Source organism: Bacteroidales bacterium, assembly GCA_013141385.1.
In the GTDB taxonomy this organism is placed as follows: Bacteria; Bacteroidota; Bacteroidia; order Bacteroidales; family Tenuifilaceae; genus UBA8529.
In genome coordinates, this window is record JABFRB010000014.1 from 225,012 (window position 1) to 242,637 (window position 17,626).

General features: G+C 36.0%; 12 protein-coding genes. 7 read left to right on the forward strand and 5 right to left on the reverse strand.

Features of this window, described 5'->3' with window-relative positions; all coding sequences use genetic code 11:
* The first annotated feature begins 144 nt into the window (after nt 1-144).
* Nucleotides 145-2,763 carry an alanine--tRNA ligase gene (alaS, locus tag HOO91_07585; protein ID NOU17402.1) on the forward strand — a complete coding sequence of 873 codons (2,619 nt, stop codon included), beginning with the start codon at nt 145-147 and terminating at the stop codon, nt 2,761-2,763.
* A 297-nt stretch (nt 2,764-3,060) separates the two neighbouring features.
* Here the strand turns inward: alaS and HOO91_07590 are convergent, their stop codons facing one another.
* From HOO91_07590 to HOO91_07600, 3 genes are all read right to left on the reverse strand, one after another.
* The gene (locus HOO91_07590; GenBank protein NOU17403.1) at nt 3,061-3,936 is read right to left on the reverse strand and encodes an RNA-directed DNA polymerase; all 876 of its coding nucleotides are present in this window, start codon (nt 3,934-3,936) and stop codon (nt 3,061-3,063) included.
* The gene (locus HOO91_07595) at nt 3,917-4,207 is read right to left on the reverse strand and encodes a helix-turn-helix transcriptional regulator (protein ID NOU17404.1); all 291 of its coding nucleotides are present in this window, start codon (nt 4,205-4,207) and stop codon (nt 3,917-3,919) included. The genes HOO91_07590 and HOO91_07595 overlap by 20 nt, the downstream gene beginning before the upstream one ends.
* Nucleotides 4,208-4,274: 67 nt before the next feature.
* Nucleotides 4,275-4,499: a hypothetical protein gene (locus HOO91_07600; GenBank protein ID NOU17405.1), complete on the reverse strand. Its 225-nt coding sequence runs from the start codon at nt 4,497-4,499 to the stop codon at nt 4,275-4,277.
* 1,316 nt (nt 4,500-5,815) lie between these two features.
* Here HOO91_07600 and HOO91_07605 point away from each other — a divergent pair.
* The 3 genes from HOO91_07605 to carB all read left to right on the forward strand — a co-directional run bounded on the left by HOO91_07605 (nt 5,816) and on the right by carB (nt 11,036).
* Nucleotides 5,816-6,148, forward strand: coding sequence for an ATPase (locus HOO91_07605; protein ID NOU17406.1), 333 nt, complete (start codon nt 5,816-5,818; stop codon nt 6,146-6,148).
* A 478-nt stretch (nt 6,149-6,626) separates the two neighbouring features.
* Nucleotides 6,627-7,703, forward strand: coding sequence for a glutamine-hydrolyzing carbamoyl-phosphate synthase small subunit (gene carA / locus HOO91_07610; GenBank protein ID NOU17407.1), 1,077 nt, complete (start codon nt 6,627-6,629; stop codon nt 7,701-7,703).
* 111 nt (nt 7,704-7,814) lie between these two features.
* Nucleotides 7,815-11,036, forward strand: a complete 3,222-nt coding sequence (gene carB / locus HOO91_07615; protein NOU17408.1) for a carbamoyl-phosphate synthase (glutamine-hydrolyzing) large subunit — start codon at nt 7,815-7,817, stop codon at nt 11,034-11,036.
* Nucleotides 11,037-11,148: 112 nt separating this feature from the next.
* On the opposite strand, the gene HOO91_07620 is transcribed toward carB, so the two are convergent.
* Entirely contained in the window at nt 11,149-12,525 is a 1,377-nt protein-coding gene (locus HOO91_07620) for a M28 family peptidase (protein NOU17409.1), read from the reverse strand.
* Nucleotides 12,526-12,916: 391 nt separating this feature from the next.
* Here HOO91_07620 and HOO91_07625 point away from each other — a divergent pair, with 391 nt between their 5' ends.
* Together HOO91_07625 and HOO91_07630 are read left to right on the forward strand one after the other, a co-directional pair.
* A complete protein-coding gene (locus HOO91_07625) occupies nt 12,917-13,363 on the forward strand; it encodes a lipocalin family protein (protein NOU17410.1) in 447 nt (148 codons plus the stop codon).
* Between the two features lie 166 nt (nt 13,364-13,529).
* Nucleotides 13,530-15,326 (forward strand): long-chain fatty acid--CoA ligase, encoded by a 1,797-nt coding sequence (locus HOO91_07630; GenBank protein ID NOU17411.1) that lies wholly within the window; start codon nt 13,530-13,532, stop codon nt 15,324-15,326.
* A 112-nt stretch (nt 15,327-15,438) separates the two neighbouring features.
* On the opposite strand, the gene HOO91_07635 is transcribed toward HOO91_07630, so the two are convergent.
* Nucleotides 15,439-16,884, reverse strand: coding sequence for a sodium:solute symporter (locus HOO91_07635; GenBank protein ID NOU17412.1), 1,446 nt, complete (start codon nt 16,882-16,884; stop codon nt 15,439-15,441).
* A gap of 115 nt (nt 16,885-16,999) precedes the next feature.
* Between HOO91_07635 and recR the strand changes: the two genes are divergently transcribed.
* On the forward strand, nt 17,000-17,626 hold the full coding sequence (gene recR / locus HOO91_07640; protein ID NOU17413.1) for a recombination protein RecR: 627 nt from the start codon (nt 17,000-17,002) through the stop codon (nt 17,624-17,626).

The following is a 17,626-nucleotide window of genomic DNA, read 5'->3' on the forward strand; positions in this document are numbered from 1 at the left end:
TAAATTATAGCTTTTTAAATTGATTCTATTTTGACGAATAGCGACAAATCTAAGGTAAATATTTATTTTTGCAAAGTTTTTAACAAAAAAGTTGATACTAAACCGTCAACTAATACTCAATAAATCATTAAAACATAATAATATATGAAATCAAGCGAAATCAGACAAGCGTTTCTTGACTTTTTTCGTGGTAAGATGCATCAGATTGTTCCATCGGCACCGATGGTAGTCAAAAATGATCCTACCCTCATGTTTACTAATGCTGGGATGAACCAGTTCAAGGATATTTTTCTTGGAAACTCACCAGCAAAGCACCCTAGAGTAGCTAATACTCAGAAATGTCTTAGGGTTTCAGGGAAACATAATGATCTTGATGAGGTTGGCCACGATACTTATCACCACACCATGTTCGAAATGCTTGGTAACTGGTCGTTTGGCGATTATTTTAAAAAAGAAGCGATAGATTGGGCGTGGGAATTTCTTGTTGATGTTCTTAAAATCGATAGAAATAATCTATATGTAACTGTATTTGAGGGAAGTCCAGAGGAAGGTATAGATATGGACAAAGAGGCCTTCGAATACTGGAGCAAACATCTACCAAAGGAACGAATTCTACTAGGTTCAAAGAAGGATAATTTTTGGGAAATGGGCGAATCTGGTCCTTGTGGCCCTTGCTCTGAAGTTCATGTTGATATTAGAAATGCCGAAGATAAGAAGATAATTCCTGGCGATCAGATGGTCAATAAAAGCCATCCACAAGTTATTGAGATATGGAACTTAGTTTTTATTCAATATAATCGCAAAGCCAATGGGCAGTTGGAGCAACTACCTGCAAAGCATGTAGATACAGGCATGGGCTTCGAAAGGCTTTCGATGGTTATTCAGGGCAAGCAAAGCAATTACGATACCGATGTTTTCCAACCCATTATTGGTAAAATATCTGAAATGTGCGGTATAAGTTACGGTAAAGAAAAACAGTTTGACATCGCCATGCGAGTGATTGCTGACCATTTAAGAGCAGTGTCATTCTCAATTGCTGATGGTCAATTACCTTCGAATGTGAAGGCTGGATATGTAATTCGAAGAATCCTTCGTCGTGCTGTTCGCTATGGATATACATTCCTTAACTTCCGCGAACCATTCATCAATAAGCTAGTTCCTGTACTTTCGGCAGAGATGGGAAAATATTTCCCCGAATTAGTCTCCCAGCAAGAACTGATTACCAAAGTAATACACGAAGAGGAAGCATCATTTTTGCGTACCCTTGAAACAGGAATCAGGATGCTTGATGGACAAATTGATTCACTAAAGAAAGCCCATAAAAAGGAACTATCGGGCAAAGATGCCTTTGTTCTTTATGATACTTTTGGTTTTCCAATCGACCTAACCGAACTTATTCTTAGAGAGAATAACCTTTCTGTTGATTTGGAAGGATTTCAAAAGGAGATGTCAGGTCAGAAGGAACGCTCAAGGTCAGATGCAGCTGTTGAAACATTCGATTGGCAAGAGCTTTTAAAAATAGATGAGGTTCAGTTTGTTGGATACGATCTTTTCGAAACCGAAATTCGAATAGCCCGAATGAGAACTATCAAAACGAAAGGGAAAGAGCAGTACCATTTAGTTTTCGACAAAACCCCTTTCTACGCCGAATCGGGAGGTCAAGTGGGTGATATAGGTACAATTAGTACTGACAATGAGGTTATAAATATTGAGAATACAATTAAGGAGAATAACCTAACCATTCATTTGGTTGATAAGCTCCCAATAAACCCAAATGCCAAATTTTTGGCAAAGGTTAATCTGGAAAAGAGAGTAAGCATAGCCAATAATCATTCAGCAACTCACCTACTCCACCATGCTCTAAGGAGTATACTTGGCACTCATGTTGAGCAGAAAGGTTCGTTGGTTAACTCTGAATACCTACGTTTTGACTTTGCCCATTTCCAAAAAGTTTCCGATGAGGAGATTCGAAAAGTTGAAATTTTGGTTAATCAAAAGATAAGACAAAATATTCCACTTGACGAGCATCGCAATATGTCGATGGAGCAAGCCTCTAAAATGGGGGCAATGGCCTTGTTTGGTGAAAAATATGGCGATTCTGTACGTGTAATACGATTTGGTGAATCGATTGAACTTTGCGGAGGAACTCATGTTCCTACAACGGGTCAAATTGGGTTTATTAAAATTATCTCCGAAGGAGCAATATCAGCAGGAATAAGAAGGATTGAGGCGATTACAGGTGTTAAAGCCGAAGAATTCCTTTATGCCCAAATTGATAGCATTAAAGAGGTTAAGCAGATTCTAGGGAATCCTGTAAACCTACTACAAGGAGCATCAAAGCTGGTTGAGGAGAATGCCAACCTCCGCAAGGAGATTGAGGGGATGATGAAGGAGAAGGTTCATGCACTAAAGGCAACTTTAAAATCATCCCTTGAAACAAGAAATGGGGTAAATATTATTGCCAAAAAGATTGAAATCAGTAGCCCCGATGCAATAAAGGATTTAGCTTACCAGCTAAAGAACGAGGTTGAAAATCTATTTCTGGTTCTTGGCTCAACTTCGGAAGGTAAAGCTATGCTAACCATTATGGTTGATGAAAAGCTAATTGAATCGCATAAGCTGAATGCTTCAAATATTGTGAGAGAGGCTGCCAAGGAGATTCAAGGTGGTGGCGGTGGACAACCATTCTATGCTACTGCCGGAGGCAAGAACCCAGCAGGGTTAGATGCTGCAATAAGTAAAGCTGTTGCGGTTTTAGGTTAAGTCAATTACATGATTATCTGATATATTCTATTAAATAGTTAAAAATCCCTGATGCCAAGCATTGGGGATTTTTTGCATTCAATACCTGCGTATTTATTTTGCTATAAGTAGTTTATAAATTTTAACTTATTATAATATCGCAAAATGCGATAAAATAAATACTGGTTTTGCAGGTTTGTATCCTATTGTAGAATGTAATTGGTGGGTTTAAAGTTTAGATGTTAGAGATGGTGAATTGATTTGGGCTGGGTTTTAATGAGGAACTAAAATGGGGAGGTTTTGGATGAGTGTTGCGGGCTACGCTTTTTTCCTTCTATTTGTTTTTAATATATTGTTACGATAATTTGTGTAAGGTTTAATTTTTGATTCAGATTCAATTTCTATTTTGGATTTTTCGATTATATTAACTGGAGCATCAATTTTATTTAAGAATATATTAATTCCTGTTACAGTCTGTGAACCGTTGTATTTCGTTTTCCTTTGACTTATCTTAAATTTACTCGAAGTTATAATTTTAAGGATATCCTCTATTTTATGGCTAAAATCCTGCGGAGAAGAAAAAGTTAGGTCGTCAATATACCTTGTATAGGTAATACCATTTTGGTTGCAAAGCTCAATTAGTTTAATATCTATTTCTAAAAACACAAGGTTTGAAATATGAGTGCTTGTAGGTGCTCCTTGTGGCAACTCATTTTCCTTAGTTGTAAGAGTTGTCAACCAATGTGAGAAATGAGTAGAAAATTTTAATCTAATAAAAGCATCATAAACTCTCTTTGAATTTATACTGGGATAAAATTCCTGTAAATCAGTAGTAAATATATATTTGTTACCTTGATGTGGTTTAGCGTTAGTTACATTACTTCTTTTTTTCACGCCCCCATGCACAGTCTTAGGCAACTCTATTCCACTCAGAATATTATTTTTAATTCTTGATTGAACAGTTTTTAATAATTGGGATGGGTTTCTAAAAGTTCTAGTTTTCTCAGTGCCGTCTAAATATGTTTTTACTTTTCTTGACTTTTTATCAGTTTTTTTTTCAGACCATTCCTTATAATTGGAATTAATTTTGTGTAATAATGAAACTATTTCACTTTGTTTAAAACCAATAATGTGGCATAGTTTTTTAAACTCATATTTTTTATATGCCTCATTTTTAGACAACAAAAAATTCATTTACCAAAGATTTTACAGAAGGGCTAACAATCTGAAATGCTTTCCTTTTATTCGGTTGAACATCGTCTTCTGTCATTGATAAAAAGAACAAAATAGGCAAAGGAACATTTAAACCTTTGCTTATTGATTTTAAAGTTGAAAGATTGGGTTCTTTCAAATTACCTTCAATTTGAGACAGATAAGTTTGAGTAATGCCACAAGAAAGAGCAAACTCGCTTTGGGTCTGACCTTTTTGCTTTCTGATATTTTTAATTATGTTACCTAAATCCATTTCTGTAGTTGTAAAAAAAATTAAGAGAGTGTTCGGATTTTCAATTCACATCTTGATTGCATCAATTTTAGTCTTTAGTGAAAAATTCAATAAGAAGTTCAATAATTCGGGCAATTTCTTTTCGAATCTGCCCATCTGTCTTACCTTTTTTCCGCCTCAAGAATTGAAGTCTTTCTAATGCTTCATTTAAGACTTTTTCGTCTTTTTCCGAAAGAGAACACTGGCTCTTCGTGATAAATGCAACACTTTGTATTGCATCATCAATGACTTGATTTTGTTTTAACCTACTCATACTATTAATTGTTTATAAGACAACAACATTATTGTCCTGCTTACTTCAATAATGCGTAATATGAGTAGTTAGGCGTCTATTCCCTAAATGCGTAAACAATGTTCTCGTACACTCGCTTAAAATTCCTGCTTATTTAAAGTATATTATAGCATAATAACAACATGAACAAAAATCATCTTATCATGACTGGTCAAAGTGATACGACTGTCAGAAGAGGTAATGAATGTTTGCTGCTAGTTTACCTGTAAAGGTTGTCTTTTCAGACAGTCAAAGGAACTCCATTTAGCAAATAGACATCAAATCAATTTTCAAAGAACTAAATATGATGCAAACATAAAACAATTATTTGAAAAAACAAAAATATATTACTGTGAGTTAATATAAATATTATTTTTTATTTCTTCAGGCGTTAAAAATATTTTAGAATATCTATCGAAAATGTATTTCGAACCGTTAAGCGAGTAAATCCAACTCAATATTTTTCCCAAACATAAATTAACAAAAAAGACGAGCACTCAAAATTGGAATTAGCGAAATGAAACGTTGGGAATTTCAGAACTACCCACCTACTAACTTGCAGCGAATGACACATTTAACAAACCGTTTAAGTTTTAATTACGTATGACCATATATTGTATGCTGGTATCTATTAATTGGTCTACATCTTTTTTCTTTTTTGCTCTATTGTGTTTACGCCAACTACATAGGCATACATTGCGAAGAGTAAAAGTTTAACTCTATGTTATGTGCATTACAATTCCTTCTTTATCAAAATAATATATATCAATCTATATTATTTTTACTTTTTAATCAATCTAGGGAAAAAATCTCTTTTTTGGAATCTTATTTTATATCACCAGCTAATCGATATCGAACAGCTATCCGCTTTAAAATTGAGTTTTTGAATTCAATGACTAAAGAAATATCAATATCGTTTAGTTAAGCCCGAAGGGCTTGAATATGAATAGCCTCCGGTAACACCGGAGGTGGTAAGTTTGTTGGTTACTAACCCTGAAAAGGGTTGAATATTTAAACAAAGAAGCATATTCAACCCATTTCAGGGTTGTTTTGTTAGCCTTTATCAACTCCCCCAATTTCATTGGGGGTTATTCAAATTCAAGTCCTATCAGACTTGTAACTTAACTAAACGACATTGAAAAAATATGTTTAAAATCAACTAATAACTTGTTTATATTTGGCGAAACCTAGATGTTAATGTATGGCAGAAAATAAGCCAATCCACAGCATGGAAAAGTTGGAGTGGATTTGCATTTGAAAACATCTGTTTTAAACATTCAAAAAATATTAAACAGGCCATGGGTATCAGCGGTGTTTACTCAGAAGAATCGAGCTATTTATATAAAGGTGATGATACCAATGATGGGTTACAGATTGATCTTTTAATCGATAGGCAGGATGGGGTGATAAATATCTGCGAAATTAAATTTTATGCTGGTGAATTCTCTATTGATAAGTCGTATGCTACTGTACTCAGAAATAAAATTAACGGATTTAAAATTCAAACTGGAACAAAAAAGACTGTTCTACTTACATTTATAAGCACCTTTGGGGTTAAGCAAAATATTCACAGCATCGGATTAGTGGACAATAACCTGAATCTGAGTGCGCTTTTCAGCAATACTGAATAGTGTTATATTTGGCGGAATGTATGATTATTAATTAACTTTCCGCCAAATATAATTAACGCAGACATATCTCTCAAATCGGCAGGTAATCATTCTGTTTTACTACCAAAGGTAAGAATCTAGCAGGGTCAGGGGTAATTAAAAAGCGATGCATTTACGAGGATAACTAGCTGAATATTTATTTGTTAATAAATATTTGATAATAGATTTGGATATTTTATACTTTTCGCTTTACATTTGTCCGTTCATTTAAACAACATGGGTCAAAGTAAAGAAAAGTTACTTTCGCAAAAACATACAGGATTCGAAGATTCTATATCTCATTCTAATATTGACAGTCTGCCATTATCGGCAGACTTTTTTTTTGTTCTATCGTTATCATTTCCCGATTCGGAAACTAATGAAATTTCTTCAATAAAAATCTTCCTCAATTCAAGGTCGGCTAATTACCGACCTTTTTTATGGAATAATCCCAGCAAAAATGGATAATATAAAAGCAAAACTGATTCTTGAAGATGGCACTTCACTAATAGGCAACTCCTTTGGATATCAAGGGGCTTCAGCAGGTGAGTTGGTCTTCAATACGGCAATGACAGGTTACCCTGAAAGTCTTACAGATGCTTCGTACCGAGGGCAAATACTGGTTGCCACCTATCCACTTATTGGAAACTACGGCGTCCCTGGAAAGGCAACCGAAAATGATATCTTTCAGTTCTGGGAATCGGATAGAATTCAAGTTTCAGGATTGGTTGTTGCTGAATATAGCGAATGCTATAGCCACTGGAATGCACAAATGAGTCTCTCGCAATGGCTAATTGAGCATAAAATTCCCGCTATCTCGGGGATTGACACCCGAGTACTGACTAAGAAATTGCGAGAAAAAGGGACAACACTTGCTAAAATTGAATTTGATAAAGAGATTCCATTCATCGACCCTAATCAGGAGGATCTAGTTGGGCAAGTATCAGTAAAAGAAAGAAAAGTTTATGGGAACGGAAAATATCGGATTACACTAGTTGATTGCGGTATTAAGAATAATATTATCAGATGCCTGATAAGCAGAGATACCATTGTTACTAGGGTTCCATACAATTACAATTTCAATAACAATGATTGGGATGGCCTTTTTCTATCGAATGGACCGGGTGATCCTAAGATGAATGAAATTACCATAAAGAATCTTAAAAAGGCTTTGGAGGGTAATAAGCCAATTATGGGAATTTGCCTTGGAAACCAGCTTATGGCTCTAGCTGCAGGTGCCGATACCTATAAGCTTCCCTATGGTCATCGGAGTCATAATCAACCTGTAATTATGAAAGGTACAGATAGGTGCTTTATTACCTCCCAAAATCATGGATTTGCAATAGATCAAAAAACACTGCCCGATGAATGGGAGGTACTTTTTGAAAATGCCAACGATGGTACCTGTGAGGGCATTAAGCATAAAACAAAACCTTTCTTTGCAGCTCAGTTTCACCCTGAAGCAGCAGGAGGACCTACGGATACTGAGTTTCTATTTGATGAATTTTTATCATTAATTGAAAAAAATAAGAAATAATATGTCAATAAAAGATAAACACAGAGTTTCACGGAGGAGCAACAGAGGTGCACAGAGTTTTTCTCTGTGTTACTCTGTGAAAGAATATTTTAATTTATAATTGACCAACAGATGAAAAGTCAATATAAAAAGATACTTGTGCTCGGTTCAGGAGCACTGAAAATAGGCGAAGCTGGCGAATTTGACTATAGCGGTTCACAAGCATTGAAAGCGTTGAAAGAGGAGGATATTAAAACTGTTCTTATCAATCCAAATATTGCTACAGTTCAAACCAGTAAAGGGATTGCAGATAAGGTGTATTTTCTTCCTGTAACGCCCTATTTTGTTGAAAAGGTTATTGAGAAGGAACGACCGGATGGGATTTATCTCTCATTTGGAGGTCAAACAGCCTTGAACTGTGGCACAACTCTCTATAACACCGGTGTACTCTCAAAGTATAATATTGAGGTATTAGGTACACCTGTTGAAACTATTATCAATACAGAAAATCGTGAACTATTTGCTGGTAAACTCAGGGAAATTGACGTTAAAACACCCAAGAGTATTGCAGTTGAAAGTATTGAGGATGCAATTGGAGCAGCGAAAACAATTGGATTTCCGCTAATTATTCGTGCTGCATTTACACTTGGCGGTCAAGGTAGTGGATTCTGCTCCAATGATGAGGAACTCAAGGCACTTGCAACTAATGCATTCTCATACTCATCGCAAATACTTGTTGAAGAATCGCTTAAAGGGTGGAAAGAGGTTGAATACGAGGTGGTGCGTGATAGATTTGATAATTGTATTACGGTTTGTAATATGGAAAACCTAGATCCTCTTGGAATTCATACCGGGGAAAGTATTGTTGTTGCTCCATCGCAAACACTATCGAACTCGGAATATCACAAACTGAGAACACTAGCTATAAAGATAATTCGACACTTAGGTGTTGTTGGAGAGTGTAATGTTCAATACGCACTCGACCCCGATAGTGAGGATTATAGAGTAATTGAAGTGAATGCCCGCTTATCTCGCTCATCAGCATTGGCTTCAAAGGCCACAGGCTACCCGTTAGCTTTTATAGCTGCCAAATTAGGTTTAGGTTATGGGTTACATCAACTTAAGAATTCAGTTACACAAACCACTACCGCTTGCTTTGAGCCAGCCCTTGACTATATAGTAGTTAAGATACCAAGATGGGACTTAAATAAATTCCAAGGGGTAACCCGCGAGATTGGCTCGTCGATGAAAAGCGTTGGTGAGGTAATGGCGATAGGAAGAACATTTGAAGAGGCTATTCAAAAAGGGTTGAGAATGGTTGGACAGGGAATGCATGGATTGGTTGCCAACCCAAAGATATCATACTCAGACCTTGAGGAATCACTCTCCCACCCTACCGATCAACGAATTTTTGCAGTAGCAGAGGCTTTAGAAAAAGGGTGGTCCATTGAAAAGATTCATAAGCTGACCGCAATTGATGTCTGGTTTTTAGAGAAATTGGCAAACATAACAACCTTTAAACAAACGCTAGAGAAAATAAAATCAATAGATAATCTTGATTTTGACACCCTGTACATTGCAAAACGAATGGGATTCTCTGATTTTCAACTTGCGAGATTAATTTTCAATCCATTACCAATTGAAATTGAGAGTTATCAAAATATCGTAAGAGAGTATCGAAAAAAATTAGGGATATATCCTGTAGTTAAACAAATTGACACACTTGCTGCTGAATATCCCTCATCAACAGCATACATGTATATAACCTATAATGGGAGTGAAAATGATGTAATCTATGATAAAAAGGATAAATCTGTTATAGTACTGGGTTCAGGAGCATATCGAATTGGTAGTTCCGTTGAATTCGACTGGTGCACAGTAAGCGCAGTGAATGAAATCCGAAAAATGGGATACAGATCCGTAATGATTAATTACAATCCCGAAACGGTAAGCACCGATTACGATATCTGTGATCGGCTTTACTTCGATGAGCTAACCTTTGAGCGTGTTCTAGATATTATTGAGATTGAGAAACCTATCGGTGTAATCGTTTCAGTTGGCGGTCAAATTCCCAATAATCTGGCAATGAGGTTGTATAATGCAGGGATCAAAATTTTAGGCACAACTCCAGAAAACATTGATAGAGCCGAAGATCGGCAAAAATTTTCCGAGATGCTTGACAGGTTGCTGATTGACCAACCTCGTTGGAAACAACTCTCAACCTTTGATGAGGTCGAAAAATTTGTTGGTGAGGTTGGATACCCCGTTTTGATTCGCCCATCATATATACTCTCCGGTTCAGCGATGAATGTTGTTTCAAACTCTTATGAATTAAAGGACTATCTTCAATTAGCGGCGAATGTATCAAAGAATCACCCTGTGGTGGTCAGTGAATTTATCGAAGGTGCAAAAGAGATTGAATACGATGCTGTTGCTAACAATGGTGAAGTGATGATGGATGCAATATCGGAACATGTTGAGTTTGCAGGGGTTCACTCAGGAGACGCAACATTGGTATTTCCACCCCAAAAATTGTACTTCGAAACCATTCGTAGAATACGTAAGATTGCACGCAATATTGCAAAGGAGCTAAATATCACAGGGCCTTTCAACATGCAACTACTTGCAAAGAACAATGATGTTAAAGTGATTGAATGTAATCTTCGCGCAAGTCGTAGTTTCCCTTTTGTTTCAAAGGTACTTGGATACAATTTTATTGGAGCGGCAACCAACTTTATGCTAGGCAGAATGCCTAACTCTTTACCACCATCGATGTTTGAGATTGATCATGTGGGAATTAAAGCTTCACAGTTTTCGTTTAGTCGACTTTCAAAAGCCGACCCAATACTTGGCGTTGAAATGGCCTCAACAGGTGAGGTGGGTTGTATCGGCAACGATTTTGATGATGCTCTGATTAAAGCAATGCTTTCAGTTGGTCATCGAATTCCACAGAAAAGCATTCTGATTTCATCAGGTCCATTAAGATCGAAGATTGCACTTGTTGAACCATTAATTCTCTTGCAACAGCAAGGGTTTACAATCTATGCAACCAAAGGGACCGCTAAGTTTATGAAAGAAAATGGAGTAAGTGCAATCCCTGTTGCTTGGCCTGATGAATCTGACTCGCCTAATAGTATAGAACTTATCAAAAATCGTCAAGTTGAAATGGTAATCAATGTTCCAAAGAATTTATCGAGAAAAGAGCTAGATAACGACTACTCAATACGCCGCTCAGCTATCGATTTCAATGTACCATTAATAACAAATGCCCGACTTGCCTCAGCATTTCTATTTGCTATCTGCAATAAGAAGATTGAGGATCTGGATATTAGAAGTTGGGATGAGTATATATAAGTAGTTGACAAGTGTATAAGCCAATAAGTATAAAAGTTATTATTTTGCAGTGATGCAGTATTAAAAATCAAAGCGGTACTACAAAAAATCTATACTGCATTACTACAATGTTTTACTTTAACCCATACCTATCCACCAAGTAAATTAGCGATGCCATTGTAGCACTACCCTGTTCTAGAAAATCCTTGTTAATCCTTTCAAACGTATCGTAACCGCTATGGTGATAATCGAAATAATGAGTTGGATCTGCCATTAATTCTGCTAAAACAGTATTTTGATCCTTCAAAAACCCAATATCCACTCCGCTTCCCTCGTTTATAAAATTATTAATACCATAGGGTTTAAAAAAACTACTATAAAGTTCTACTTTCCTAAAATTAATATCATCCGTTTCTAAAGAAAAACCAATAGGCTTATCACAACCACCATCGGATTCAAGTGCAAAAATATGTTTCTCGTTATTTAAACGAGCCATTTCAGCATACTTTCTTCCTCCGCGTTGATTCATCTCCTCGTCCATAAATATTACAACTCTAAGTGTTCTTTTTGGATGATATCCAATTTTACTAAAAATACGCCAAACATCAATGGATTGAACGCAACCACCACCATCATCGTGAGCACCCTCCGTAATATCCCAAGTATCAAGATGTCCACCAACAGTAATTATCTCATCGGAGAACTCGCTACCCTTTATCTCACCAATAACATTGTAGGATTTTTCATCGCTTAAAAATTTACAATCGGATTTTAGGTAAAGGCTTAGGGTAGAATCTTCTTTAAGTAGTTTACTCAGAATATCAGCATGTACTGTAGAAACAGCAAAAGCAGGGATTTCCTTAGAATCTCTATACCTCATAACACCAGTATGTGGAAAAGTGTCAATTGCAGTTGTACACGATCTTACCAAAATAGCCGCTGCACCATATTTTGCAGCAACGGATGCTCCCGCAAATCTAAATCCAACTACCTCCCCGTATGCCTCAAACGAATTTATTTTATTAGGATCCATGGGCTTGTTGAAGAATACTATTTTCCCTTTCACAATCCTTTCGCCCAACTCATCCAATTCCTCAAAGGATTTTACCTCAACAACCTCCGCTTTAATGCCATTTGCCGATGTGCCAACTGAATTTCCTAAAGCACAAACTGCAAGGTTAATTTTATCCTTTTTTGAAGAGTATACTGTACCTACTTCCTTTGCTCCCCTATCCCAATGTGTAACAGTGCATTCCTGAAGGTAAACTGTATCAAATTTCTCGCCCTCCATCACCTCCTTCATATACTCAATTGCCTTAATTGAAATTGAAGTACCACAAAGTCTATTCGGGTAATTCTTACTTAGAATTCTAAGATTATGATAAGAAGTTGAGTCGCAACTTGCAGTTTTATAAATATCTGCGATGACATCCTTATCGCTTCTGGGTGAACACCCAACAGCAATTAATAAAATTGCACTTAGTTGTAAAAGGAGAGTCTTATAGTTCATAATTATAAAATTTGATTGTCCGCAATAATACCTAGTGAAAAATAAATAATCCAAATTGTCATTCCTGCGAATGCAGGAATCCATCTCTTTAACTAGATTCCGGGACTTCGCCCGGAATGACAATGGAGTGTGTTTCACTTATAGGTAATATAGTGTATATGCATATTATAAAACATAGTACAAACTTACGATTGATTTACTTCATTCTGATAATGTTGATATATATCAACTGAAATTCTAAATCACTTTTAAGACATTTTGCCATTTGAAATGTTTCTGTATCAGTAGATATAGATTGAATATGAACAAAAAGGTTTACTTAATGATTGCTGCAATTACTGTGGCTATCATTTTTAGTTGTGTAAATAGTGCTTAAACACAGTCAAATGCCATGAAAACTGTTGATAAAATAGATTTGGAACGTTATATGGGTAAATGGTACGAGATTGCTCGATTCCCTCACTCATTTGAGAAAGGGTTGGTTGGAGTTTCAGCAACCTACTCACTAAAGAAAAACGGGAAGGTAGAGGTTATAAATCAAGGATTCAAAGAATCGTTATCGGGCAAACTGAAACGTGCAAAAGGGTTTGCCAAAGTACCCGATCCTAATGTTCCAGGTAGGTTTATGGTATATTTTTTCTGGCCTTTCGGGGGGGAGTATTTGATTCTTGATTTGGACGAAAACTATCAGTATGTATTGGTTGGTAGCTCCTCTAAAAATTATCTTTGGATATTAAGTCGATCAATAAAAATGGATGAGCCTACCTATAATATTTTAATCAATAAAGTCGAATCTTTAGGATTTGATACTTCAAGACTTGAAAAAGTTCCTCAATAAAAGGATTTAAGAACCAATTTCCCCAGAATATTTTTCTTTAAAATCACCAAATAAACCAATAACCAATTTTATTGTTGTATCTCTCATAAATTTAAACGCTCGTTTGATTATTTTTCAATCTTTTTCTTATTTTTGATTTTTTTATAAAATCCTAAACATTTTTAGTATGGCAGCAACCAGAACATTTGATATTCTTGAACACGGTATCGACATTTATAATGGAAGAACCGTTCTTGCATATAAACAAAATGGAAAATGGATTGAATATGATATCCATGCATACAAAGAAAATTCTGATAACCTTAGTTATGGGTTAATGGCTTTAGGCCTAAAGAAAGGCGATAAAATTGCTACAGTTTCAAATAATAGGCCAGAGTGGAATTTTGTAGATATGGCTGCCGGTCAAGCAGGAATGGTGCATGTACCAATTTACTCAACAATAAGTAACGATGAGTATAAGCACATTTTATCGCACTCTGAGTCAAAAATAATTTTTGTTGAAAACAAATTGCTTTACGATAAAATTAAGCCTTTAGTATCTGACATACCCGAATTAATTGGAATCTATACATTTACTAAATTTGATGATATCCCTTTTTGGGAAGATATTTCCAAAAATGGGAAGGTAGTTGCCAATCAATTTAAAGATGAATTAAAAGTTATTAAAGACTCTATTCAACCTGACGATATTGCATCAATAATCTACACATCAGGAACTACAGGACTTTCAAAAGGAGTAATGCTTTCACACAAGAACTTTTTGAGTAATGTTGTCGCCACCTCTCCCCGGCTTCCTCTTAAAGCAGGCGACAGGACCTTAAGCTTCCTTCCCCTATGCCATGTGCTTGAAAGAATGGTAAATTATATTTTTCAATATACGGGAATGACCATTTACTATGCCGAAAGCATGGCAACTATAGGTGACAATATCAGGGAGCTAAAAATAAATGCCTTTTGTGGAGTACCTCGGGTATTAGAGACAGTTTATAATAAAATCATTGCCAAGGGAAAAGATTTATCGGGGATTAAGAAGTTTATCTTCTTTTGGGCTGTTAACCTAGGTCTTCGATATGAGTTTAATGGTAAAAATGGATTTCTATACGAATTACAACTTAAAGTTGCACGCAAACTTATTTTTAGCAAATGGCTTGAGGCTCTTGGTGGTGAGATGAAACTAATTATAAGTGGAGGAGCAGCCCTTCAACCCCGATTAGCCCGTGTTTTCTGGGCTGCTGGAATACCCGTGCTTGAAGGCTATGGTTTAACAGAAACATCCCCTGTTATCTCTGTAAATCATTTTCAAGCACCAAATAGCGTTCGATTTGGTTCCGTTGGGCCAATCTTGGAAAATGTTCAGGTAGTAATTGCTGAGGATGGTGAAATCCTTATGAAAGGCCCAAACTTGATGAAAGGATATTTCAAAGATCCAGACCTGACCAATCAATCTATTGACGATGATGGGTGGTTTCACACAGGTGATATAGGGCATATAGATGATGATCGATTTCTTGTAATCACCGACCGCAAAAAGGAAATATTCAAAATGTCAAATGGTAAATATATTGCTCCTCAGGTAATTGAGAATAAGATTAAAGAATCCTTTTTTATTGAACAAGCCATGATTGTTGGCGAGAACGAAAAATTTGTTAGCGCATTAATTTCTCCGAATTTTAGTTTCCTTCACGATTGGTGTTCAAGACATAAGGTTCATTTTGAGAACAATAAAGAGTTAATTACAATGCCCGAAGTGATTGCTCGTTACCAGAAAGAGGTAAATGTAATTAACAAACAACTTGGAGAATTCGAACAGATCAAACGTTTCCGCATGGTAACAGAGCAGTGGAGCTCTCAAACAGGAGAACTTTCACCTACCCTTAAACTTAGAAGAAAAATTCTATACGATAGATATCAAAATATCCTCGAAGAAATATTTGGTAAAAATATTGAGGCAAGGGGAGTGTAAAAAGAAGGAAGTCAGAAGATGGAAGCTCGAAGATGGAAGTCCGAAGTCAGAAGATGGAAGGCAAATACTGATTACTTATCGGTTTATTTTACAATTAGATATAGTCTAAGGTTTAAGTATTCTTTCGTCTCAACAGCCATAGCCCAAAAAAAGTTAAACCACCATTTAAAATAATTAGTTCAAAGCCAAACTTATAGCCCCAAAAGAGTTGAATTGAGTATCTGCTTAAACAGTAACAAATTATAGGCGATAAGATTGCAACTATAGGCATCCATCTGTCCTTAACCTGCCATTTGGTGAACATCCCGAATGAATATAAGCCAAGCAAAGGACCATAGGTATAGCCTGCCACAGTAAACAGGTTATCGATAATAGCTTTATCATTTAAACTTCTAAAAATTACAATACAAAGAAGCAAAACGACAGCAAATGATAGGTGTACTAAATAGCGAAAGTGAATCTTTTTTTCGTCTGAAATCTTAAGTTTATTCAACCCCAAAATATCTATGCAGAAGGAGGTTGTAAGCGATGTAAGTGCACCATCTGCGCTTGGGTACGCAGCGGAAATTAACCCAATAATAAAGATAATACCTGCAATTGGCATCAAGTGTTGAATTGCAATGGTTGGGAAAAGATCATCGGTATTGGCAACAGTGATACCACGAGAATTTGCATAAAAAACAAGAATTGCCCCTAAAACCATGAACATTAAGTTTACGAATACAAGAACGGAACTAAAAGTGAACATGTTTTTTTGAGCATCCTTAAGCGAACGACAGCTAAGATTTTTTTGCATCATCTCCTGATCTAAACCAGTCATGGTAATAGCTATAAAAGCACCGCTAAAGAACTGTTTCAGAAAAAATCGTTTACTATTCCAATCAGTTTCTATAATCTTTGAATAATCGCTGTGAAAAACCTTGGAAATCAACTCGCCGAATGATAATTGCAACTCCTTCGAAATAAAAATAATTGATATTACTACTGCCAGAAGCATAAAAGTAGTTTGGAGTGTATCTGTCCAAATTATAGTTCTGATTCCACCTTTAAAAGTGTAGATAAGGATAGAAATAATAAAAACGATAATTGTAACAAAGAATGGTATATCCCATGCATCAAAAACAAATATCTGCAAAACGTTTACTACAATAAACATACGCAATGATGCTCCTATAACTCTCGACAAAAGAAAAAAAGATGCACCGGTCTTATAGGTTGAATTTCCGAATCGCCCTTCGAGGTATGAATATATTGAGGTAAGGTTTAGTCGATAGTACAAAGGCATTAGAACTGTGGCAATTATTATATATCCGGCTAGGTATCCAAAAACAACCATCATGTAGGTAAACTGAGTGTCTTTAACCCACCCCGGAACCGACATGAACGTTACGCCCGAAAGCGATGCTCCAATCATTCCAAAGGCTATAACATACCAAGGAGATCTTTTATTCCCAAGATAAAAAGTATGATTTGTTGCATTCCTAGAGGTAAAATAGGTGATTACAAGTAAAACCAAGAAATAGATGCTTACAATTGTTGCGATTAGGGTTGGTGACATTTTGCGATTAGTTTGTAGTGCAATTGTAGAAAAAATAAGGTAGAACTAAAAATAATCAACATAACAAAAGCCTTTAAATGATATTTTGTAGATTTGTAGAAAGGATTTTTCAAATATGTACGTTCAAAACTACCCATCGAAGCTACTTGAGAATGCAGTTGAGGAGTTTGCGAAGCTTCCGGGTATAGGAAGGAAAACTGCACTTAGGCTTGTGCTTCATCTATTGAGACAAAATACTGATGATGTTGATAGGTTCTCACAAACTATCACACAACTTCGGCATGAGGTTAAGCATTGTAAGATGTGCAATAATATTTCCGATACTGATGTTTGTTCTATATGTTCAAATCCACGACGCGATTATGCTACGCTTTGTGTGGTTGAAAATATTAAGGATGTAATGTCGATAGAGAATACGCATCAATATAATGGTCTATATTTTGTGCTAGGAGGAGTCATCAGCCCAATGGATGGAATTGGCCCTGCCGATCTTAAAATTGACCAATTGATGAACAAAATTGCCGAAGGAAACGTAAAGGAAATAATAATGGCACTTAGCGCTACTATGGAAGGTGATACAACTAATTTCTTTATTTACAAAAAGTTAAAACAATACCCCGTTACAATATCAGCAATTGCTAGAGGTGTAGCATTTGGGGATGAACTAGAGTTTACAGATGAAATTACACTTGGACGTGCAATAATCAATCGGGTGAAATTTGAAACGACATTAGCTGATTAG